At 53.4% G+C, this 22360-nt stretch carries 12 protein-coding genes, 1 tRNA gene and 3 rRNA genes; 2 read left to right on the top strand and 14 right to left on the bottom strand.

Annotated elements, in window-relative coordinates:
- Positions 1 to 64: 64 nt before the first annotated feature.
- From rrf to NSS64_RS32005, 4 genes are all read right to left on the bottom strand, one after another.
- Positions 65 to 181, bottom strand: a 5S ribosomal RNA gene (rrf, locus tag NSS64_RS32020).
- A gap of 137 nt (positions 182 to 318) precedes the next feature.
- Positions 319 to 3365 (bottom strand): 23S ribosomal RNA (locus NSS64_RS32015).
- 261 nt (positions 3366 to 3626) lie between these two features.
- Positions 3627 to 3702, bottom strand: a tRNA-Ala gene (locus NSS64_RS32010).
- A 127-nt stretch (positions 3703 to 3829) separates the two neighbouring features.
- Positions 3830 to 5390, bottom strand: a 16S ribosomal RNA gene (locus NSS64_RS32005).
- The 16S, 23S and 5S rRNA genes sit together here with 1 tRNA gene alongside, the layout of an rRNA operon.
- A gap of 453 nt (positions 5391 to 5843) precedes the next feature.
- Between NSS64_RS32005 and NSS64_RS32000 the strand changes: the two genes are divergently transcribed.
- Positions 5844 to 7094 (top strand): MFS transporter, encoded by a 1251-nt coding sequence (locus NSS64_RS32000; RefSeq protein WP_340946709.1) that lies wholly within the window; start codon positions 5844 to 5846, stop codon positions 7092 to 7094.
- Between the two features lie 114 nt (positions 7095 to 7208).
- Positions 7209 to 8483, top strand: coding sequence for a molybdopterin-dependent oxidoreductase (locus NSS64_RS31995; RefSeq protein ID WP_340946707.1), 1275 nt, complete (start codon positions 7209 to 7211; stop codon positions 8481 to 8483).
- A gap of 84 nt (positions 8484 to 8567) precedes the next feature.
- Here NSS64_RS31995 and NSS64_RS31990 read toward each other — a convergent pair whose 3' ends face one another.
- The 10 genes from NSS64_RS31990 to NSS64_RS31945 all read right to left on the bottom strand — a co-directional run bounded on the left by NSS64_RS31990 (position 8568) and on the right by NSS64_RS31945 (position 22186).
- Positions 8568 to 9473 carry a hypothetical protein gene (locus NSS64_RS31990; RefSeq protein WP_341142729.1) on the bottom strand — a complete coding sequence of 302 codons (906 nt, stop codon included), beginning with the start codon at positions 9471 to 9473 and terminating at the stop codon, positions 8568 to 8570.
- Between the two features lie 13 nt (positions 9474 to 9486).
- Entirely contained in the window at positions 9487 to 10731 is a 1245-nt protein-coding gene (locus NSS64_RS31985; RefSeq protein WP_341142728.1) for an ABC transporter permease, read from the bottom strand.
- Positions 10728 to 11453, bottom strand: coding sequence for an ABC transporter ATP-binding protein (locus tag NSS64_RS31980; RefSeq protein ID WP_341142727.1), 726 nt, complete (start codon positions 11451 to 11453; stop codon positions 10728 to 10730). Before NSS64_RS31980 ends, NSS64_RS31985 begins: the two co-directional genes overlap by 4 nt.
- 12 nt (positions 11454 to 11465) lie before the next feature.
- Positions 11466 to 13187 (bottom strand): alkaline phosphatase, encoded by a 1722-nt coding sequence (locus tag NSS64_RS31975; protein WP_341142927.1) that lies wholly within the window; start codon positions 13185 to 13187, stop codon positions 11466 to 11468.
- A 220-nt stretch (positions 13188 to 13407) separates the two neighbouring features.
- Positions 13408 to 15420: an NAD-dependent DNA ligase LigA gene (gene ligA, locus NSS64_RS31970; protein ID WP_341142726.1), complete on the bottom strand. Its 2013-nt coding sequence runs from the start codon at positions 15418 to 15420 to the stop codon at positions 13408 to 13410.
- A gap of 77 nt (positions 15421 to 15497) precedes the next feature.
- Positions 15498 to 17867, bottom strand: a complete 2370-nt coding sequence (pcrA, locus tag NSS64_RS31965; protein ID WP_341142725.1) for a DNA helicase PcrA — start codon at positions 17865 to 17867, stop codon at positions 15498 to 15500.
- 106 nt (positions 17868 to 17973) lie between these two features.
- Positions 17974 to 18681 (bottom strand): heptaprenylglyceryl phosphate synthase, encoded by a 708-nt coding sequence (locus NSS64_RS31960; RefSeq protein ID WP_036721273.1) that lies wholly within the window; start codon positions 18679 to 18681, stop codon positions 17974 to 17976.
- Positions 18682 to 18848: 167 nt separating this feature from the next.
- The gene (locus NSS64_RS31955) at positions 18849 to 19715 is read right to left on the bottom strand and encodes a phosphatidylinositol-specific phospholipase C/glycerophosphodiester phosphodiesterase family protein (RefSeq protein ID WP_209868286.1); all 867 of its coding nucleotides are present in this window, start codon (positions 19713 to 19715) and stop codon (positions 18849 to 18851) included.
- A gap of 120 nt (positions 19716 to 19835) precedes the next feature.
- A complete protein-coding gene (locus NSS64_RS31950) occupies positions 19836 to 21236 on the bottom strand; it encodes an undecaprenyl-phosphate glucose phosphotransferase (RefSeq protein ID WP_339311784.1) in 1401 nt (466 codons plus the stop codon).
- A complete protein-coding gene (locus NSS64_RS31945) occupies positions 21233 to 22186 on the bottom strand; it encodes a glycosyltransferase family 2 protein (RefSeq protein ID WP_341142724.1) in 954 nt (317 codons plus the stop codon). Before NSS64_RS31945 ends, NSS64_RS31950 begins: the two co-directional genes overlap by 4 nt.
- Positions 22187 to 22360: the final 174 nt, after the last annotated feature.

The raw sequence follows: 22360 nt of genomic DNA, 5'->3' as shown, positions 1-22360 counted from the left end.
GCTTTTCCACAGCCCTGCCCGCACGCAAAAAAACCACTGTCGATTGCTCAACAATGGCTCATACGCTTGGCAACGTCCTACTCTCCCAGGACCCTTCGGTCCAAGTACCATCGGCGCTGGAGGGCTTAACGGTCGTGTTCGGGATGGGTACGTGTGGAACCCCTCCGCTATCGCCACCAAACATGATTTTTCGAAGCTTCCGCTTCTCGAAATCGCTGCGAGAAAATATCCGTCCCCAGAAAGGACCTGCAGCTTAAGGTGTACCAGGCTTGATCACCTGAAAACTGAATCCGAAACGAATTTGTGTGTTAGTGTTTTTTGGATAAGCCCTCGACCGATTAGTATTGGTCAGCTCCATGCATTACTGCACTTCCACCTCCAACCTATCTACCTCGTCGTCTTCAAGGGGTCTTACATACTGGGAAATCTCATCTTGAGGGGGGCTTCACGCTTAGATGCTTTCAGCGCTTATCCCGTCCGTACGTAGCTACTCAGCCATGCTCCTGGCGGAACAACTGATGCACCAGCGGTACGTCCATCCCGGTCCTCTCGTACTAAGGACAGCTCCTCTCAAATTTCCTGCGCCCACGACAGATAGGGACCGAACTGTCTCACGACGTTCTGAACCCAGCTCGCGTACCGCTTTAATGGGCGAACAGCCCAACCCTTGGGACCTACTTCAGCCCCAGGATGCGATGAGCCGACATCGAGGTGCCAAACCTCCCCGTCGATGTGGACTCTTGGGGGAGATAAGCCTGTTATCCCCAGGGTAGCTTTTATCCGTTGAGCGATGGCCCTTCCATGCGGTACCACCGGATCACTAAGTCCGACTTTCGTCCCTGCTCGACTTGTAGGTCTCGCAGTCAAGCTCCCTTATGCCTTTGCACTCTGCGAATGATTTCCAACCATTCTGAGGGAACCTTTGAACGCCTCCGTTACTCTTTAGGAGGCGACCGCCCCAGTCAAACTGCCCGCCTGACACGGTCCCCGTACCCGCTAAGGGTACCAGGTTAGAACCTAGATACGATCAGGGTGGTATCCCAACGGCGCCTCCGCAGAAGCTTGCGCTCCTGCCTCCACGGCTCCCACCTATCCTGTACAGATCGTACCCAAATTCAATATCAAGCTGCAGTAAAGCTCCATGGGGTCTTTCCGTCTTGTCGCGGGTAACCTGCATCTTCACAGGTATTAAAATTTCACCGGATCTCTCGTTGAGACAGCGCCCAAGTCGTTACGCCATTCGTGCGGGTCAGAATTTACCTGACAAGGAATTTCGCTACCTTAGGACCGTTATAGTTACGGCCGCCGTTTACTGGGGCTTCGGTTCACAGCTTCGGATTGCTCCTAACCGCTCCCCTTAACCTTCCAGCACCGGGCAGGCGTCAGCCCGTATACTTCGCCTTGCGGCTTCGCACAGACCTGTGTTTTTGCTAAACAGTCGCTTGGGCCTTTTCACTGCGGCCCCCTCGGGCTATTCACCCTACCGAGGCACCCCTTCTCCCGAAGTTACGGGGTCATTTTGCCGAGTTCCTTAACGAGAGTTCTTCCGCGCGCCTTAGAATTCTCTTCTCGCCTACCTGTGTCGGTTTGCGGTACGGGCACCTTCTCCTGACTAGAGGCTTTTCTTGGCAGTGTGAGATCATGACCTTCGCTACTATAATTTTCGCTCCCCATCACAGCCCAGCCTTACGATGTGCGGATTTGCCTACACACCAGCCTCACTGCTTAGACGGACATCCATCAGTCCGCGTCACTACCCTCCTGCGTCACCCCATCGCTCATAGCGGATTACGGTGGTACAGTAATTTCAAACTGTTGTCCTTCGACTACGCCTGTCGGCCTCGCCTTAGGTCCCGACTTACCCTGAGCGGACGAGCCTTCCTCAGGAAACCTTGGGCTTTCGGCGGATCAGATTCTCACTGATCTTTTCGTTACTCATACCGGCATTCTCACTTGTATACTCTCCAGCGCTCCTTACGGTACACCTTCAACGTATATACAACGCTCCCCTACCCCAGGATCGACTTCACTCCAGCTTCGAAGCCTTGTGTTTATCCCCTGAAAGCATTTAGCCTTTCATCCCTGCGGATGATTCACGGCATCAATGTCAATCCGGATAAACACGCCTCAAAGGCGCAGTGAAGTCGATCCTAGCCATAGCTTCGGTGGTGTGTTTAGCCCCGTTACATTTTCGGCGCAGAGTCACTCGACCAGTGAGCTATTACGCACTCTTTCAATGGTGGCTGCTTCTAAGCCAACATCCTGGTTGTCTGTGCAACTCCACATCCTTTCCCACTTAACACACACTTGGGGACCTTAGCTGATGGTCTGGGCTGTTTCCCTTTTGACAATGGATCTTAGCACTCACTGTCTGACTCCCGGCAAGAAGTAAATGGCATTCGGAGTTTGACTGAGCTTGGTAACCCTTGCGGGCCCCGCACCCAATCAGTGCTCTACCTCCACCACTCCATTCACCGAGGCTAGCCCTAAAGCTATTTCGGGGAGAACCAGCTATCTCCGAGTTCGATTGGAATTTCTCCGCTACCCCCACCTCATCCCCGCATTTTTCAACATGCGTGGGTTCGGGCCTCCAGTGCGTGTTACCGCACCTTCACCCTGGACAGGGGTAGATCACACGGTTTCGGGTCTACGTCCACATACTTAATCGCCCTATTCAGACTCGCTTTCGCTGCGGCTCCGGCTTCTCACCTTAACCTTGCATGTTAAACGTAACTCGCCGGTTCATTCTACAAAAGGCACGCCATCACCCATAAAGAGGGCTCTGACTTTTTGTAAGCACACGGTTTCAGGTTCTATTTCACTCCCCTTCCGGGGTGCTTTTCACCTTTCCCTCACGGTACTGTTTCACTATCGGTCGCCAGGTAGTATTTAGCCTTAGCAGATGGTCCTGCTGGATTCATACGGGGTTTCACGTGCCCCGCACTACTCGGGATCCGTCTCGGAGAGAACACAGTTTGGGCTACAGGGCTTTTACCTCTATCGCGGGCCTTTCCAGACCTCTTCACCTACCCTATTCCTTTGTAACTCCATGTGAGACGTCCCACAACCCCAAGAGGCAAGCCCCTTGGTTTAGGCTGTTCCGCGTTCGCTCGCCGCTACTGACGGAATCACTATTGTTTTCTCTTCCTCAGGGTACTTAGATGTTTCAGTTCCCCTGGTCTGCCTCTGCGTATCCTATGTATTCAGATACGAGTAACTGCGAATTACCACAGCTGGGTTTCCCCATTCGGACACCCCCGGATCAAAGCTTGCTTACAGCTCCCCGAGGCAGTTTCGTTGTTCGCCACGTCCTTCGTCGGCTCCTGGCGCCTAGGCATCCTCCGTGTGCTCTTAGTAGCTTAACCTCGATTTTTCCGTCAGGAAAATATCGGACAATGAATTTCTTCAACGCCTGTATTTCCATCCAGATCATCGTTGCATCGCCATTAATTCAAAACTTGTTTACACAAGTTCAGCTTAAAGGAATGTTCTAAAACGCAAATTCGTTTCGGTATCCAGTTTTCAAGGATCAAGTTGCTGTTATTATGAAACAATCACGACTGTGATGTTCGGAATAACAGACAATGTATCGAGTATTTCAGACATAACAAATAGATGAAGTTTGTTGGTGGAGCCAAGCGGGATCGAACCGCTGACCTCCTGCTTGCAAGGCAGGCGCTCTCCCAGCTGAGCTATGGCCCCGCAAATTCCATCAAAACCGAACAAATGGAAACGCTCAAGGCTTTACGAAGTAAAGCCTGCTTCAGGAAGTTAGCTTCCTGAAGACTTTTATTTGAATGTCTTCGTTGCAGAAGACGATTCTCCATAGAAAGGAGGTGATCCAGCCGCACCTTCCGATACGGCTACCTTGTTACGACTTCACCCCAATCATCTACCCCACCTTCGGCGGCTGGCTCCCTTGCGGGTTACCCCACCGACTTCGGGTGTTGTAAACTCTCGTGGTGTGACGGGCGGTGTGTACAAGACCCGGGAACGTATTCACCGCGGCATGCTGATCCGCGATTACTAGCAATTCCGACTTCATGCAGGCGAGTTGCAGCCTGCAATCCGAACTGAGACCGGCTTTGCTGGGATTGGCTCCACCTCGCGGCTTCGCTTCCCGTTGTACCGGCCATTGTAGTACGTGTGTAGCCCAGGTCATAAGGGGCATGATGATTTGACGTCATCCCCACCTTCCTCCGGTTTGTCACCGGCAGTCACTCTAGAGTGCCCAGCTTTACCTGCTGGCAACTAAAGTCAAGGGTTGCGCTCGTTGCGGGACTTAACCCAACATCTCACGACACGAGCTGACGACAACCATGCACCACCTGTCTCAACTTTCCCCGAAGGGCACCTGATGCATCTCTGCTTCGTTAGTTGGATGTCAAGACCTGGTAAGGTTCTTCGCGTTGCTTCGAATTAAACCACATACTCCACTGCTTGTGCGGGTCCCCGTCAATTCCTTTGAGTTTCAGTCTTGCGACCGTACTCCCCAGGCGGAGTGCTTACTGTGTTAACTTCGGCACCAAGGGTATCGAAACCCCTAACACCTAGCACTCATCGTTTACGGCGTGGACTACCAGGGTATCTAATCCTGTTTGCTCCCCACGCTTTCGCGCCTCAGCGTCAGTTACAGCCCAGAAAGTCGCCTTCGCCACTGGTGTTCCTCCACATATCTACGCATTTCACCGCTACACGTGGAATTCCACTTTCCTCTTCTGTACTCAAGTCACCCAGTTTCCAGTGCGACCTCAGGTTGAGCCCAAGGTTTAAACACCAGACTTAAATAACCGCCTGCGCGCGCTTTACGCCCAATAATTCCGGACAACGCTTGCCCCCTACGTATTACCGCGGCTGCTGGCACGTAGTTAGCCGGGGCTTTCTTCTCAGGTACCGTCACTCCGGTAGCAGTTACTCTACCGGACGTTCTTCCCTGGCAACAGAGCTTTACGATCCGAAAACCTTCATCACTCACGCGGCGTTGCTCCGTCAGGCTTGCGCCCATTGCGGAAGATTCCCTACTGCTGCCTCCCGTAGGAGTCTGGGCCGTGTCTCAGTCCCAGTGTGGCCGTTCACCCTCTCAGGTCGGCTACGCATCGTCGCCTTGGTGGGCCGTTACCCCACCAACTAGCTAATGCGCCGCAGGCCCATCCCCAAGCAGCAGATTGCTCCGCCTTTCATTCTCTCCTCAGGAGAAGAAAGAAATTATCCGGTATTAGCTACCGTTTCCGGTAGTTATCCCAGGCTTGAGGGCAGGTTGCCTACGTGTTACTCACCCGTCCGCCGCTAAGTCTGAAAGGAAGCAAGCTTCCTCTCAGACTCCGCTCGACTTGCATGTATTAGGCACGCCGCCAGCGTTCGTCCTGAGCCAGGATCAAACTCTCCAATTAGGTTTTTCCGAAGGAAATAACCCTCCGAAAACTATCGAAAAGAGCGATTGCTCATTTTGAAACTGACGATTCATAAATGAATCTTGTAAAAATTAAAGCGTTCCATTTGTTCAGTTTTCAAAGAACTTGCTCCCGGCATTTCAACCTTACGTCTCTTGCACAGGAATTAGATCATATCATTTTATTACGTTTGTTGTCAACTTATTTTTCTTCCGCCGCTCAATTCAGCGTCGATGTCTCATAAGCACAAGAGATAATATATCACGCGTTCCAAACGTTTGCAAGTCTTTTTTGAAACAAAGATTAGGCACCTCTTTTTTTGAGGTAATAATGAATAGTTGACCGCTCCCCTGCACAAATTGATTCCCATAATGCTTCATTTGTCGCTACAATAGAATTTATCTTCGTATCCATAGATAACTTACTTATTAACTGTTCCTGAAAGGAGTTCAAATGTCCAACAAGACCCTGCCTCAAGCTCCACCCGGCTCTTTGGGTGAATCACGCAATCTGCAGCAGGCTACCATCTACCGCATTTTGCTTGCTGTCAGCTTTGTTCATTTATTCAATGATTCCATTCAGGCACTGATTCCGGCGATGTTCCCTGTACTAAAGGATAACCTGGTGCTCTCTTATGCCCAGATCGGCTGGATTGCGTTCGCGCTGAATCTCACCTCCTCGGTGATTCAGCCTATTATCGGCTTCGCCGCTGACCGGAAGCCGCGTCCGATCCTGCTCCCGCTGGGGATGTGCTGTACCTTTGCCGGGGTCTTCCTGCTCGCTTTTGCCGGCAATTATGTATTAGTGATTGTGTCCGTAATGCTTGTAGGCTTCGGATCAGCAGCGTTCCATCCGGAAGGCATGCGCGTGGCTCATATGGCTGCCGGTCAGCGCAAGGGGCTGTCGCAATCCATATTTCAGGTGGGCGGAAACGCCGGCCAGGCCTTGGGTCCTCTATTAATGAAGTGGGTATTCATTCCCTTCGGACAGATGGGCGCTCTCGGCTTCACCGTTATCGCCGCTGCCGGGGTGGCCATCCAGGCCTATGTGGCCCGCTGGTACCGCGAGATGCTGGATGCCGGATACACGTTCCGCAAAAAGTCAGCGGCACGGTCCATCGACCCTGCCCGCAGCAAACGTATTCTCATTACAACCGTCATTCTGGTCTTTATCGTATTCGTGCGATCCTGGTACGGTGCCTCCATCGGCGGTTACTATGCCTTCTATCTAATGGACAAATACGGGATGACGCTGGATAAGGCTCAGATCTATATCTTCATCTATCTCGCTGCGGGCGCTGTCGGCACCTTCTTCGGGGGCCCGCTGGCAGACCGCTTCGGCCGCCGTAATCTGATTCTGGTGTCGATGATCGGGACGGTGCCGTTTGCGCTGGCCCTGCCTTTTGTGAACCAATTCTGGGCGGCGGTGCTGCTGATCATCTCCGGGTTCATTCTACTATCCAGCTTCTCCGTCACTGTGATCTACGCGCAGATGCTGTATCCGGGCAATATCGGGACGGTCTCGGGTCTAATAACCGGCCTTGCTTTCGGGCTTGGCGGAATTGGTTCTGTCGTGATCGGGCATCTGATCGACACGATCGGAATCGCCACGGTGTTCGTGGCCTGCGGCTTCCTGCCGCTGCTCGGCCTGCTGGCGCTGCTGCTGCCCGGTGACAAGAAGCTGGAGGAATGGGCGGCGGAATAATCCGCGGAATCTGGATAACGCCAGAGAATTATTCAAGGGACACTTTTTGCGGTACAATTAGTTAAAACTTGAATTAATCACTCTAAGCCGGGGGCACCAGAGGAGGCCAAGCGCTTGAAAAACTTACTTACGACCCTTCGCAAAGGATACGGCAAGAAGCTCGTCTCGATTCACCTGTGGAATGCCTGGCTGGTCTTAATCCTTGCCGTTAGCGGTCTGATGCTAGTGGGCGGCTTCTGGAGAGAGCTGCTGGGAGAGGGCAGAGTGTGGCTGAAATGGGGCCATATCGTATTTGGACTGGCGCTGTTGATCCCTGTGGTCTACTATCTGTTCCTGGCAGCGAAGCACTGGAAGCGGCTGAAGGGTAAACCTGCGCAAAAAGCCAACGTCCTCTTCGTGCTTACGCTTTTGATCGGGTGGCTGATCTCAGGGGTTGTGCTCTGGCAGTTCAGGCTTGCCGGGCCGAGAGCAGCGAATACTGCGTTATTCATTCATGATCTGCTGACCTGGATCGGCCTTCCAGTCATCATCTATCACTCCATTACCCGGGTGAAGTGGCTGAAGGAGCCCAAGAAGCGCACGATTGTGGCAGAAGCTGTCCCTCTTGAAGAGGCCTCTTCACCCGCAGGACGGGCACGGCGCGCGGCTCCTTCTGAAGCCCAGCCTATGTATTCACGCCGTGGTTTCATCAAGGCTGCGGTAGGTGCAGGGCTTGCTGTCACGCTCGGCCCTACTTTTGTCCGCTGGATCGGTAAATCCCTGCAGTTTCCGGGTACAGCCGACTATGCGGCAACCAATGCCAATGCATTGATTCCAGATCCTATTCCGCTGGCGGAATCGGCACCTCCTATCGGCGGGGGAGCCGAGGGCAGTTTTCGCGTATATACGGTCACAGCCATTCCTGCGTTCGACAACTCCAACTGGTCTTTTACCATTGATGGGCTGGTGGATAAGAAGCTGAGCTGGAACTGGGAAGAGTTCGTCAAGCTGCAGCGCGAGGTACAGGTCAGTGATTTTCACTGCGTGACCGGCTGGTCTGTGTACAAAAATACATGGGAGGGCCTCCCCCTCTCAAAGCTGCTCGATATGGCCGGTGTGCAGCCTGGGGCCGTCATGGTCAAGCTCTACTCGGGAGACGGTGTCTATACGGACTCACTCACTCTGGATCAGGCAAGGATGGACGATATCATGGTGGCCGTGATGCACGATGGCAAACCTATCCCCAATCAGCTCGGCGGGCCGGTTCGACTGGTGACTCCGCAAATGTATGCCTATAAATCAGTCAAATGGCTGAACCGGATTGAGTTAATCAATGAAGATTATACCGGGTACTGGGAACAGCGGGGGTACGATAAAGATGCCTGGCTGCCGGGTGCGAAGCGGGTGTAATGTAGCTTTTGTTCTCTATTCAGTACAAAAAACCTCCTTTCCCAATCCGGGATTTGGAGGTTTTTTTGGTTCTTGCTTCATGGATCACAGGCTGGTGAAGGAAGCGTCGTACAGGCGGAACATGGTTTTGTAGCCGGACTCGTCAATCTTGATTCCGACATCCAGACGCCCCGATATTTCTAGCGGACCAGAGGTGTACCGGAGCTTACTGCCTTCAGGAACAAATACGATCATAATCTTGTTCCAGTAGGTCTCATCCCCATTATCAAACGGACATTCGGCACCCGGTTCGGGGATCAGCAGAAACCAGTTTTTCTCAAAAGAAAGGACCTCACCCATGAAGCCCTTAATGGTCACTTGCTGTCCGCTGAGATCCCAGAAGTGCTCTGAGGGCCGGGTCTGATCGTCTCCATCAAAAAAACCATTCCAGTCTATGGCCTTATTCCCCGTGAAGGCAGCACCCACGGTAGCGGCTGCCGCTGGTGCCGCAGACGGAGACAGTGACGGTGACACGCTTAATGCCGGAGCAGATCCAGCCTTGACGGATTCCGCTACAACGCTGCTCCCCCCGGTATCCTTAGGCGATGCCACTGGGCGGGGGCTGTGTACAGAAGAAGAGGCGGCCGGGCTCGGGGTAGTAGTTACAGTCTTTCCGGAGGGCTTCCGGGTAGCCGTCCCTACAGGTGCAGCAGTAGGCGCGGGAGACGGCTTGAACGTAACCGTCACCTTAGGTCCGGCATCCGTACCTTTGGATGGAGCAGCGGATGCAGCAACTCCGTCTTTGGCTACTGGAGCAGTGGCCTGCGGAGAAGGGGATGAGGATATCTGTGCTTCCTTCGCGACTTCCTCAGTGCTCTGCGGAGCTTCTGCCACCGCCGCAAAGGACTCCCCGTTTCCGTTAGTAGCAGCATTCTGGCCACATGCCTGAAGCAGCAGCATACCTGTCACAGCTCCTGACAGCAGAAGCATTCTTCCTTGTAGTCGTATCAATTGAACGTACCTCCTATGATTTGAACAAGGCGAGCGGATGCATCCGGTACATCCGGAAGGCCGGTCCAAGCGAGGACAGCAGACCTATAGCCAGCGCACCAAGCACAATAAGCCCATGCTCCGGTGTCCAGTGGTAGGGCTCGATTTGAATGCCCGCCTGCGAGAACAGCATATCCTTAAGCAGATAAGCTCCGAGATGTCCGATTACAAGCCCAACGATAAGTCCGGTTGTTGTTACCAGCAGGCCTTCTGTGGTCAGGGAGAGCCATACGTAGGCCCGTGATTTTCCGAGAAGACGCAGTATTCCGACATCCTTAGTCCGCTCCGAGGCTGCTGCAACAAGAGATAATAGAATCGCAATAGCTGCGAGCAGCACACATATGGCTGTCAGCATCCCAAGCAGCCGGGAGCCCTGATCCACTGCATTCAACACCTCGGACACGGCCTTGCTGGTATACGCCGCCTGAACACCGCTGCTGCCATCGAACGCCTGCTTCAAATCATGGGCCCCCAGCAGACTGGCCGGCTTAACCAGCACCGCCGTAATCTCCCGTTCCTCAGGCGCGAGCCCGTGTACAGCCCAGGCATAGTCCACCGTTGTAAAGACCGCACGGTCATCTGGAGTATGGAGCTCTGGAAGAATACCCGCTACCCTGTATCGAAAATCCTCATGGGCATGCCCGCCTGACTCTCCGGCTTCGTGTTCCTCCTCATGACCCTCCTCGTGCTCAGCCGCTGCGGATTCGTGGTCTTCTCCCTGCACAAGTCCATGCGCCCCCGCAAAGGTATCGCCTACCTTCAGTCCTAGTGACTGGGCAACATACGAGCCGATAATCGTATCACCGGTATGGGTATACATCTTACCTTCCTGCAGCCTGCTGCCGCCATAGCGGGTGAAGAAGTAACCGGAATCTATCCCGACAATCGGATACCCCTTGTAGTTATCGCCAGTGGTCATCGCAAAGGCGGCTTCCACAGACGGGTCCTGCCGTGCCTCATCCAGAACAGTGAGCGGGATATTCCCGGTTGGTGCGCCGATATGATAAAAGGTATTGAGCACCAGCTGCGTCTCACTTCCCGCTGCTCCTATGACAAGGTCAAAGGGTCCATATCCCTTCTTGGCCCCCTGCTCCACACTCTGCCGGGAGAGGACAAGCAAAACGATAAAAGCAACGGTAATCGCCACTGCACACACGGTAAGAAGAGACAGGAATCGCCGGTGCAGTACATTGCGGAGAGTGAGCCGGAACAGACTCATAGCGAAATCCCCTCCTTGTCCACCCCACTGAGCGAAGAGCGCTGCCGGGATAATGCCTCCCGCCGCACTTCATTGATATCCTGAATGTTCAAGCGGCGTGGAAACCGTTCAGCCATATTGAGGTCATGGGTTACCATGATTGAAGTGTGTCCATGCGCCGCGCTAAGCTCCAGGAGCAGAGAGGATATCTCATCGGCCGTCTCCCAGTCCAAGCTGCCGGTCGGTTCATCTGCCAGCAGAAGCGGCGGGTGATTGACCATGGCCCTTACAATAGCAACACGCTGCTGCTGCCCGCGTGAGAGCTGGGAAGGCAGATGCCTTCCGCGGCCACCCAGACCCACCTGCTCCAGCCAGCCGTCCACTATGCGCCGTCTCTCCTTTTGCGGAAGCCGGGCCGTCATGGCAATCTCGATATTCTGCCGTGCAGTTAGCGAAGGAATCAGATGGAAGTCTTGAAGCACATAGCCGATAGCAGAAGCACGAAAGGCATCGCGCTTCGCCTCAGTTAACTCGTGAAGCGGCTGCCCGTCTACGGTAATTCTGCCGCTGTCTGCACGCATAATGCCGCTGATCAGGTGCAAAAGCGTGCTTTTACCGGACCCGCTGGGTCCGGTAATGGCTACGCACTCTCCCTTTTCAACCTTCCAAAGGGGGATATTGAGAATCGGTACAGCTCTGCCGTCCACTTTGAATTGTTTGGTCAAATTCTGAATCTGAAGCAATAAGAGCCACTCCTATCTGAGCACAATGCGTTCGGATAACGCATCCCAGGTTAAGGTCGTGCCCTTCAACTGGTTGAATGCACTAAGCGGAAGGTAGAGTACGTTGTTATCCACATCCACCGTGTATGCGGCCGCTTTGCTGTTCAGCTTCGCTGTTTTACCGGTCAGATCGACCTCGATCGTATTCTTTCCGATAGTGAGCTTGGCGGTAGAAGTATTCCCTGTATAGCTTCCTCCAAGCGCCTTCACCAGAGCCTGAGCCGGGTAGAGCACTTCATTGTCGCGGCTGATTTTGAATTTCGGATAGACATACTTCGACTGCAGCTCTGCGGAACGCTTGTTCAGATCCAGTCCCAGTATTCCCGCTCCCATAGTTGCGATCTGCGTATTGTCAATCTGTCCCTTCACCTTGTCAGCAATCGGGCCATACGCCCACACCCCAACATCCACTGCAGAGTGGCCGTGACCCGACCAGCCGACCAGCAGGCGCTTGGAGATCACTGCATTATATGCGCCCTCCCGTTTGTACGAAGATCCGTCACCATTCATAATCTGGGTAACTTCCTCCTCCGTCAGATCCGTGATCCAGGTGTTTGCCGTTACGATCTTGCGGATCTCTTCCGGTGTCTGCGCTGCTTCAAGATCTGCTGCCAGACTCTCGGAGGAGTGCTTCTGCTTGTTCCACAGATCGATGTTGATCTCATAGATATTGTCACGCGAGAGTGAGAGACCGCCTGTCTCATGGTCAGCAGTAACCACTACGGAGGTGTTACCGTTTTTCTTCGCAAATTCAACTGCTGTCTTGAAGGCGGCGTCGAAGTCAAGCGCTTCCTGCACCAGGGTTGGCAGATCGTTGGCATGACCGGCATGGTCGATACGCCCGCCTTCAATCATCATGACGAAGCCGTCTTTATCGGCGGACAGAATATTCAGTGCCTTGGAGGTCATCGCCGAGAGGCTTGGAATTTCCGGAGTGCGGTCTGGCGTGTAAGCCACATGGGAGTTACCGAACAAGCCTAATACCTTGGTATTCTTGGAAGTGAGTGCATTTAAGGCTGCGGTATTCTCAACCACCGTATAGCCTTTGGCTTTGAAGTCAGGCAGCAGGTTCTTATCCGTACGCTTGCCCTTCTCATCCTTGGTCAGGAAGAACTGCTTCCCGCCGCCCATGAGCACATCTACACCGCTCTCCAGATACTGTGAGGCAATCGCCGATTCATTGTCACGATTACGGACATGGGAAGCGTACACGGCAGGTGTGGCATGGGTGATACGGGCAGAAGTCACAAGGCCGGTGGCCTTGCCCGCGCTCTCGGCAGCTTCGATAATAGAAGCAAAGGGCCTCGAGACATCCTCATTCGAGACACTGATGCCTGCGTTATAGGTTTTATGGCCTGTAGCAAATGCAGTACCGGCAGAGGCGGAGTCTGTGACGATCCCGGATACGATTTTACCGCTGTCCTCTCCCCGGTCTGCATATGTAGTAGCTTGACCCACGTAGTATGGATCGAGGTTCAGGTGCTTGACACCCTTGGTATATTGCTGAAAATATCTTGCCGCAGACACTTGGGCCGGGCCCATGCCGTCGCCGATCAGAACGATAAGATTCTTAGACTGGGCCTTGGCAGCGCCCCCGGAATTAGCCGGGCTCTTGGCCGCCCCTGCAAGTGTTGCTCCTGAGACTACGGCTGCCGCCAATCCTCCAAAAATCATGCCCCTCATTAACTTGTTCATCATATACCCCTTCCTCATTGTGACGGTTCTAATCCCAAGCTTACCTTGGAAAGATTAACTAACTGTCAAAATAAGTATGGAGTTGTATTAAATTATCAAGTGTTCATGTGAAACATATAAAGGCTACTCATATAAAAAGCCCTGTATCCCTCCGCCGTCAGGCAAAGGAAGTACAGGACTCCTGTTCTGTTACATTCAATATCCGTTGATAATCCTTATTCTACATCTCCAGCAAGCGGATCAGCTCGTCTTCATCCTCAATGACTTGAATGCCGAGCTGCTGAGCCTTGGCCAGCTTGCTTCCCGCCTTCTCCCCGGCGATGACCAGGTCAGTCTTCTTGGAGACGCTGCCGGATACCTTGGCTCCCAGAGCTTCCAGGCGTTCGGCGGCTTCCTCGCGGGTCATTTTTTGCAGGGAACCGGTCAAGACAACTGTTTTGCCGCTGAAATAGGTATTCGTATTGACTACACGCGGAGCTTCAGGAGCCTTGGCCTCTACCCCCAGCGCCCGCATACGGTCGATGCTAACCACTACGAACGGGTCGGCAAAATAATTCACGATGCTCTCCGCCACAATCCCTCCGATATCCGGCAGTCCGGCCAGTTCCTCCGCTGTAGCAGACATGACGGCTTCCAGGCTGCGGTAATGGTCGGCCAGCATTCTTGTCGTGGCTTTGCCGGTATTAGGAATGCCGAGTGCATAGAGGAAGGATGCCAGATCTCTCCCTTTGCTGTCTTCAAGTGCCTTCAGCAGATTCGCCGCCTTCTTCTCTCCGAACCGTTCCAGCTTCACCAGTTGGTCGAAGGTTAGCTCGTACAGATCCGCAGGCTCCCGTACACTAAGCTCTTCATGCAATTGAGCCGCCGTCTTCTCACTGAACGTCTCAATATCCATGGCATCTCTGGAGGCAAAATGCGTAATCCGGCTGACAATCTGCGGCTTGCAGTCAAGCTTGTTGTTGCAGAACAGATGAGCGCCGCGCATCTCCAGCGGGAACCCGCAGGCTGGACATTCCTCAGGGAATAGTATCTCCCCCCCGTCACTCTCTTCTGTCACCTTACCCAGAATCTCCGGGATGACATCATTGGAGCGGCGGATGAATACCCGTGTACCCAGAGCAAACTTCAGATTCTTGCGCTCAATATCGCCTACGTTGTTAAGTGTGCAGTTCTGCACCGTAACACCGGCTAATTCTACAGCTTCTACCCTCGCAAGCGGAGTGACCTTGCCTGTACGTCCGACATTCCAGCTTACAGATTCCAGAATGGTTGTGGTCTCTTCCGCCTCGAATTTATAGGCTACGGCCCAGCGCGGGAACTTGTCGGTATAGCCCAGCGCCTCACGGATGCGGAAGTCCGTGACCTTAATAACCGCCCCGTCAATCAGATAATCCAGACCGGAACGGCTCTCTTCAATCTCTGCCAGCTGCTCGGTCACATCATCGAAATTGCTGAAATAGTTGAGGTAAGGGTTAACCTTGAACTGGTTGCTGCGCAGGAAATCCATCATCTCCTGATGATCGGCGAACTGCACGCCCTCTGCATACCCCACATTATAAAAGAAAGCATTCAGCCTGCGGTCGGCAGTCATCTTCGGATTCAGGTTGCGCAGCGCACCCGCCGCACCGTTGCGTGCATTCTTCAGCGGCTCTGCTGCGCGGGTATTATAATCCGCCAGTACAGATAGGTTCATAATCCCCTCACCCTGCACTTCAATAACGCCTTCCTTGAACGGAATATTCAGCGGAACGGACTTGATCGTCTTCACCTGGGCCAGAATTCCCTCACCTGTCACCCCGTTGCCGCGGGTAGCTGCTTGTACAAGCGCCCCGTCACGGTAGGTCAGGTTCAGGGTCAAGCCGTCGAACTTCAGCTCCACGGCATAACACGGCTCCGGCAGCAGATTGTCCGGGTTCTTGGTATTATAATCATTCACCAGCTTCAGCACACGGGTGTTCCAGGTACGAAGCTGTTCAATGTTCTGCGCCTTATCCAGACTCCACAGCGGCGCCAGATGGCGGTGCGGCGTGAAGCCCTTCAGCAGCTCTCCGCCTACACGCTGGGTTGGGGAATGCGGAAGCACAATCCCGCTCTCCGCTTCCAGGGCCACCAGCTTATCGTAGAGCACATCATATTCCTTGTCGCTAATCTGCGGGGCATCCAGCGTATAGTAGTGATAATTGTATTGATTCAGCTCGGCTACAAGCTCTTCCATCGTGAACATCATATCCATCCGGCATATCCCTCCGTCAAATAGGTTTCCTACGGTTAGCGTGATCCAAAAGCACTGCCGTTAATCGCAAGCTTGATTTATTCAACTTTGGTGATCGGCGCAAAGCCGGCCAGCAGCCGCTTAACACCTACCGGCGCCGGGAAGGCAATCTGCAGCTCCGTATCGTTGCCGCTGCCCTTCACAGCCACAATGGTGCCGGTGCCCCATTTGCCGTGGGCGACCTTGTCGCCCGCCTTGAAGCCTCCGGCCTCGGCAGCCGCCCCGGCTCCGCCCGTCGTGCGCTGCGCGCCTCCGGTCGTCACCACCACACGGCCCGCGCCAGGCACCGCGCTTGCCGAGCTGCCGCTGCCGAAGCTGGCGGACCCGCCGCCTCCCGGCGCGTTCCCGGCAGCAGCGGTGCGGCTGCCGAAGTTCCCCCGGCTGCCTCCGCTTCCGCCGAAGCCCCGGCCGCCATAGGCACCGCCTGCCTCCGCGCCTCCGCGCCGGAAGCGGTCCGATTCACGGACGGTATCTTCCTTCAGCTCCTCCGGAATCTCCTCCAGGAAGCGGGACGGCGCATTCGCGTTCGTCCGCCCGAACAACGTGCGCATCCGTGCGCAGCTGAGGAACAGCTGCTTCTCCGCACGGGTAATGCCCACATACGCCAGCCGGCGTTCTTCTTCCAGTTCATCATTGTCCTGGAAGGCGCGGCTGTGCGGGAACACCCCTTCCTCCATCCCGATGATGAAGACGGTCGGGAACTCCAGCCCCTTCGCGCTGTGCATCGTCATCAGCACCACCGCATCACTGCGTTCTTCTTCATCATTCACGCTGTCGATGTCCGCAACCAGCGCCAGGTCGGTCAGGAAGGAGACCAGCGACTTGTCTTCATTGTTCTTCTCGAATTCCATCGTAACGGACAGGAACTCGTCAATGTTCTCCAGGCGTGAACGGGACTCCAGCGTATTCTCATTCTGCAATTCAAGGCGGTACTGCGACAGCTCGAGAATCTTCTCAGTCAGCTCTGTCACCGAGAGGAATTCCACCATCCGGTGCAGGGCTTCGATCATATCGTAGAATTCCACCAGCGTGTTGCGGGTCCGCCCGGCGAACCCGAGATCATCCACCGTCTGCAGCGCCCGGAAAATCGAGACGCCCTGGGCCGCAGCCGCTGCCGCAAGCTTCCCAACGGTTGTATCCCCCAGCCCGCGCTTCGGAACATTGATAATCCGCGTCAGGCTGATATCATCATCAGGATTGGACAGCAGGCGGAGATACGCCAGCAGATCCTTGATTTCCTTACGGTCGTAGAACTTGATCCCCCCAACGATCTGGTAGGGAATATCCGATTTGATCAGAATTTCTTCTATTACACGGGACTGGGCGTTCGTACGGTACAGAATCGCATGGTTCTGGTAGGCCTGCCCCTGCTTGACATTTTTGTTGATCTCCCCGGTGACAAAATATCCTTCGTCATGCTCAGTGTCGCCACGGAACACCTTGATCTTCGCGCCTTCATCGGAGTCGGTCCACAGCTTCTTCGGCTTGCGTCCCGTATTGAGGGCAATCACGCCGTTGGCGGCATTCAGAATGTTCGAGGTGGAACGGTAATTCTGCTCCAGCAGAATCGTCTGGGCTTCGGGGTAATCCTCTTCGAAGTTCAAAATGTTCGAGATATCCGCCCCGCGCCAGCGGTAGATCGACTGGTCACTGTCCCCGACCACGCAGATCCGGTGGTGGCCTTCAGCCAGCATCCGGCAGAGCATGTACTGCGCACGGTTCGTATCCTGATACTCATCGACATGAATATACTTGAACTTCTTCTGATAGAAATCCAGTACATCCGGCTTCTCCTTGAACAGCTCGATCGTCTTCATAATCAGGTCATCGAAATCGAGAGAGTTATTGCTTCTCAGCCGGTGCTGGTATTTGGAATACACCTTAGCCACCAGGCCTTCAAAATAATCGCCAACCTTCTGCTCATACTGCGCCGGTGTAATCAACTCATTCTTATTCGTGCTGATGACAGCCTGGATGGCCTTCGGTTCGAACTTCTTGGTGTCGATGTCGAGATCCTTCATACAATTGCGGATGACGGACAGCTGATCTGTCGAATCCAGAATGGAGAAATTCGAGGTGAAACCAATCTGATCGATATCCTTCCGCAGAATCCGCACACACATGGAGTGAAAAGTGGATACCCAAATATCCCGGCCCTCCGGCCCTACCAGCTTGGAGACACGATCCTGCATCTCCCGGGCGGCCTTATTGGTAAACGTAATCGCCAGAATCGCCCAAGGCGGTGCCTTGCGGTTCGCAATCAGCCAGGCTATCCTGTGGGTCAGCACCCGGGTCTTGCCGCTGCCCGCGCCAGCCATGATTAGCAGGGGTCCTTCAGTTGCTTCTACAGCCTGACGCTGCGGGGGATTCAGACGGCTTACGGCGTCCTGTATGTTAACAAGTTGCATGTGTTACATGCTCCTTTCTGAATATAAGTTATATAAGACGCACTTAAGGTTTGAACTCGAAGCTTGGTCGTCGCTGCGGTGAACATTTGGACATGATCTATAAACTCTACCAGTCCATCTGCGGTGTATCCCGTACAGCCTGGACCGTCAACAGCGCTTGTTCCACATTACTATAAATAATATTGCCGACCACTACTGTATCACATAGCGCGGCTACATGCATGGCTTCCTCTGGACCTGTAATTCCGCCTCCGTAGAAAAGCTGGCTGTGCTCAACCACTTCCCTGACCTCGCGCACAATCTCCAGATCTCCATAACGTCCGCTATATTCAAGGTAGACCACCGGGAGGTTCATCAGCTTGTCTGCAATCTGCGCATAGGCTCCCGCACCAGCCGCATCGAGCGAGCAGTCCGCACCGGTCAGGCGCGCTACCGAGGAATCGCTGTTCAGCACAATATAGCCCTCTGTCAGCAGCAATTCCCATGGGATCAGACTGCCGAAGCGTTCAATCGCCCGGCGGTGATGGCCGAGAATCCATGAAGTATCGTCAGTGTTGAGCACCATGGGAATCATATACAGGTCAAAACCGGGCACAGCGGCCTCCAAATCCGAAATCTCCAGCGCGCAAGGCAGGTCATACTGCCGGATTCTCGCAAGCAGACTCACTGTATTCTCATAAGTCACGCCAGTAGAGCCGCCTACGATAATCGCATCGGTTCCCGACTGGCACACAGCGGCCAGCTCCTTGTCACCAAGCACACGGTCCGGGTCCAGCTTGAATACATGCCGCCATGGCCTGATCATTTGCCGCATCTCGTTCATCTTTGTCCATCCTCATTGTTCATCTAAGTGAATATACACACTCCTGCGCTCGCAAAAATCCGTATCTCTAGTCTAAGTCAGCACGAAGGGGGGTGTCAATTTAAAAGAGAACAAAATGCGAACATTTTTTCGCATATTTGCCTTAGCCTTCTCCTCGATCAGCGGAGACCCTTGATCCGGTTCAAATCATTTTCCGGGACAAAATCAGTGTAGAATCCGTTGACGCCCAGCCGGGACAGCTCCACAATCTCCTGCTCATCGTTCACGGTATGCACGTAGACTCTGGCGCCCGCTTTTTTCAAGTTACGCACGAAGCTCTTGGTAGCCCTGGTTGTCGGCATCGTGATGTCCACGCCGGTCTGCTTGACGAATTCAATGACCACCTCGTCGCTGTCCTCAGTCTGGTATAGGGTATAGATGATTTCCGGAAAAGCGTACACCTGCTTCACAACCTCCAGCATCTCCCGGCTGTAAATCTGCGGAACAATCCGCTCCAGCAGCGCAGGGTCCTTCTTCCGGGCGGCTTCTACAATGAGCTGAAATTGCTTCGTTACCTGTTCCGGTTCCAGCTCCTTCGTGTCCGTAACAATATAAGTATCCGGATAGATCTCCATCAGATTGACGATTTTCTCAATATCCAGCGGAGAGTAGAGCTCCAGCACCGGGCTGTTCATCACTTCATCGTGAGTCAGCACCTCTCCCTGCTTGTCAGGAGGAAGAACCTCCTGTTGACCCAGCTTCTTACTCATACCTGTAGTCCATTCATGACGGGCCACGAGCTGTTCATCACTGGTCAGCAGCAGGTCCGCCTCAAAGATCCGGGTCCCCTGCTCATAGTTCGCAATAAAAGCGTCCTTGGTATTGGTATACGCCTTGTCATTGATTCCGCCCATGGCATGGGCAATGACCCTATGGGCCGCGAAGCCTGTAGCTGGCTGTTTTTCTTTTCCTCCAAGCATCAATACAAGCAAAAGTGTAACAGCCCCGATCATAGTAATAGAAGCAATAAGCTTTGTTCTCTTCATGATGGCAGTCTCCTTTGCAAGTAGTAGAGAGTCGACTGAAAAAAGCAAAAACGGCTGTGTCATCCTCAAGGGGCAGCAACCGTTTTTTAGCGGAGAATAGAATATAGATAAGATCGTGTATTAATAAGCGTTCTTAAAGCCATTACGAATAGTCTTGGCAATAATCCGGATGTCGAACAGCAGAGACCAATTCTCGATATAGAAAATATCATGCTTGATCCGGTCCTCAATCGAGGTATCCCCGCGCAGACCGTTACTCTGAGCCCAGCCGGTAATCCCCGGCCGCACATGATGCTTAACCATATACTTCGGAATCTCGCCGCGGAACTGCTCTACAAAATAAGGGCGCTCCGGCCGCGGACCAACCACACTCATCTGCCCGAACAGCACGTTGAAGAATTGCGGCAGCTCATCCAGACTCGTTCGGCGGATAAACGTACCAAAGCGGGTCCGGCGCGGATCTTCCTTCGTGCTCCAGCCTGTGTCCACTTCACCGTCCGTCTGCATTTTCATGGAACGGAACTTGTACATCATGAAATTACGGCGGTTCAGGCCCACCCGCTCCTGCTTGAAAATCACCGGTCCCGGTGAAGTCAGGCGCACTCCGAGCGCAACAATCAGCATCACCGGAGACAGCATGAGAATGGCGAACAAGGCGAATACAATATCAAACGCACGCTTTGCCATTTTGTTCCCGGCCATATCCAGCGGAATATCGCGTACATTAATCATCGGCATCCCGGCAAAGTTATCGAAATACGGACGGGCCGGCAGGTAATCGAAGAAGTCAGGGATAATCAGCGTCCGCATCCCGGCTTTCTCACAAGTTGCAATAATAGCCGGGTATTTCGAGTGGGCATCCAGCGGTAGCGCCAGAATCACCTCATCGACAGGAAGCATCTCCAGCATAGCCTCCAACTGATCCACTGTACCCAGAATCGGCTTATACCGCTGCTCCTCAATGCCATCCCACTGATGGAAGTCATCCAGGAACCCGATGGCCTCATAGCCCAGCTCCGGATACTGCTCCAGGTTGTTATAGAATCTTTTACCCAATGTGCCTGCACCAAGAATCAGGACGAACTGGCGGTTGAAGCCTTTTTCACGCAGCGACTTCAGCATCTTCTTCAGCACATAACGGTACAGCATAATGGATAGAATATTGAAGCCCATGTAGATCGCCAGGTATTGCCGGGAGATATCAATTTCTCTCAAGAAGAACATTAGACCAAGCAGAATAAAAATACCCATAACATGTACCTGAAAAATTTTGACGAATTCATCAATGAACCGCTTCTTCCGCTTAGGCAAGTATAGAGACACTACAATACCGATCAGTACGGCTATGGCCCCATAGATAATACTCCAGTACCCATAGGATTCTATAGGCAGCGTCCGGTAGGATTCCAGCAAGCCGCTCTTGAACTTCAGCCACCAGGCCGCAAGGAAGGACAACTGGATCACGATAAAGTCGGCTACCATATATAGTTGGGTCAAAAACTTTTGATTCCGGCGCATCATAATCTCACCTCAGCCTTCGATTCATTGCGGATACCGGCTTCCCCGGGAACATTCAAACTCTGTGCGGGTGTAGGTACCTTACGCGGGGCAATCAATGCGTTGCGCAGCAGCGACAGAGTGAACTTAACGCCGACGCCCGCATAGACCGCTCCATTTATCATACTGTTGTAGCGGCTGCTATAATGCTTCTTATGAAATAAAATCATGGCCCGGTGAAACTCATACACAATCTTGAACGGTCTGCGGCGCGCACTCCCACCCTTCAGATGTACGATGGATGTCTGCGGATAATAATAGATCCCCCAGCCCGCTTCCTTGATCCGGTAACACCAATCCAGATCCTCTCCATACATGAAAAAGGTCTCATCCAGCCCGCCCACCTGCTCAATCGTCTCCCGGCGCAGCAGCATGAACGCTCCAACCAGACAATCTACCGGATATTCGTCATCCGGGTCCAGATAGCCCAGCTGATAACCGTTGAACTTCGGACGGTCCGGGAACAGCTTACTGAAGCCAAAGGCATAATAGAACGACGCAGAAGGGGTCGGGAACCCTCTCCGGCAGGCCTTATCGAGCGACCCGTCCGGCAAAATCACCTTACACCCGGACGCGCCAAGATCAAGGCGGCTGTCCATGAACGCAAGCATCGTCTCCAGCGTATCCTTACGGATCACGGTATCTGAATTGAGCAGCAGCACATAACGCCCGGAGGCGACCTCCATCCCCTGGTTATTCCCCTTGGCAAAGCCTACATTCTCCGAATTGGCGATTAACAGCACCTCCGGGAACTCCTTGCTTATCATCTCCACCGAGTCATCCTGGGAGTTATTATCTACTAGAATAATTTCATAGGAATACCTTGTCTCCGAATCATATACCGACCTCAGACAATCCATCGTCAGGCGGCATGTGTTGTAATTTAGAATCAATATACTAACATCTACATTCACTGCTATACTCTCCTGACAAATATAGTAATCTATCGACAATTATTATAACACAAAAACCCCGCTGATAGGCAGCGCCTATTCAGGGAGGTTTTTACAAGGCTATCCGTCATTCCTCGGTCAGCTTCATTGCTGGCAGCAACCAGCGTCCGCCAACACTCCAGCCCTTTCAAGGTT

The sequence above is a fragment of the Paenibacillus sp. FSL H8-0122 genome, from assembly GCF_038005345.1.
Taxonomy (GTDB): domain Bacteria; phylum Bacillota; class Bacilli; order Paenibacillales; family Paenibacillaceae; genus Paenibacillus_AQ.
The sequence above is the reverse complement of the archived record's forward strand: the minus strand, read 5'-3'. Positions and strand labels throughout refer to the sequence as shown.

What these genes read in the sequence shown, in the direction of transcription:
- NSS64_RS32000 (WP_340946709.1), top strand. Translation starts at nt 5,844, where the DNA reads ATGTCCAACAAGACCCTGCCTCAAGCTCCACCCGGCTCTTTGGGTGAA.
- NSS64_RS31985 (WP_341142728.1), bottom strand. Translation starts at nt 10,731, where the DNA reads ATGAGTCTGTTCCGGCTCACTCTCCGCAATGTACTGCACCGGCGATTC.
- NSS64_RS31975 (WP_341142927.1), bottom strand. Translation starts at nt 13,187, where the DNA reads ATGAACAAGTTAATGAGGGGCATGATTTTTGGAGGATTGGCGGCAGCC.
- ligA (WP_341142726.1), bottom strand. Translation starts at nt 15,420, where the DNA reads ATGGATATGATGTTCACGATGGAAGAGCTTGTAGCCGAGCTGAATCAA.
- pcrA (WP_341142725.1), bottom strand. Translation starts at nt 17,867, where the DNA reads ATGCAACTTGTTAACATACAGGACGCCGTAAGCCGTCTGAATCCCCCG.
- NSS64_RS31960 (WP_036721273.1), bottom strand. Translation starts at nt 18,681, where the DNA reads ATGCGGCAAATGATCAGGCCATGGCGGCATGTATTCAAGCTGGACCCG.
- NSS64_RS31955 (WP_209868286.1), bottom strand. Translation starts at nt 19,715, where the DNA reads ATGAAGAGAACAAAGCTTATTGCTTCTATTACTATGATCGGGGCTGTT.
- NSS64_RS31950 (WP_339311784.1), bottom strand. Translation starts at nt 21,236, where the DNA reads ATGATGCGCCGGAATCAAAAGTTTTTGACCCAACTATATATGGTAGCC.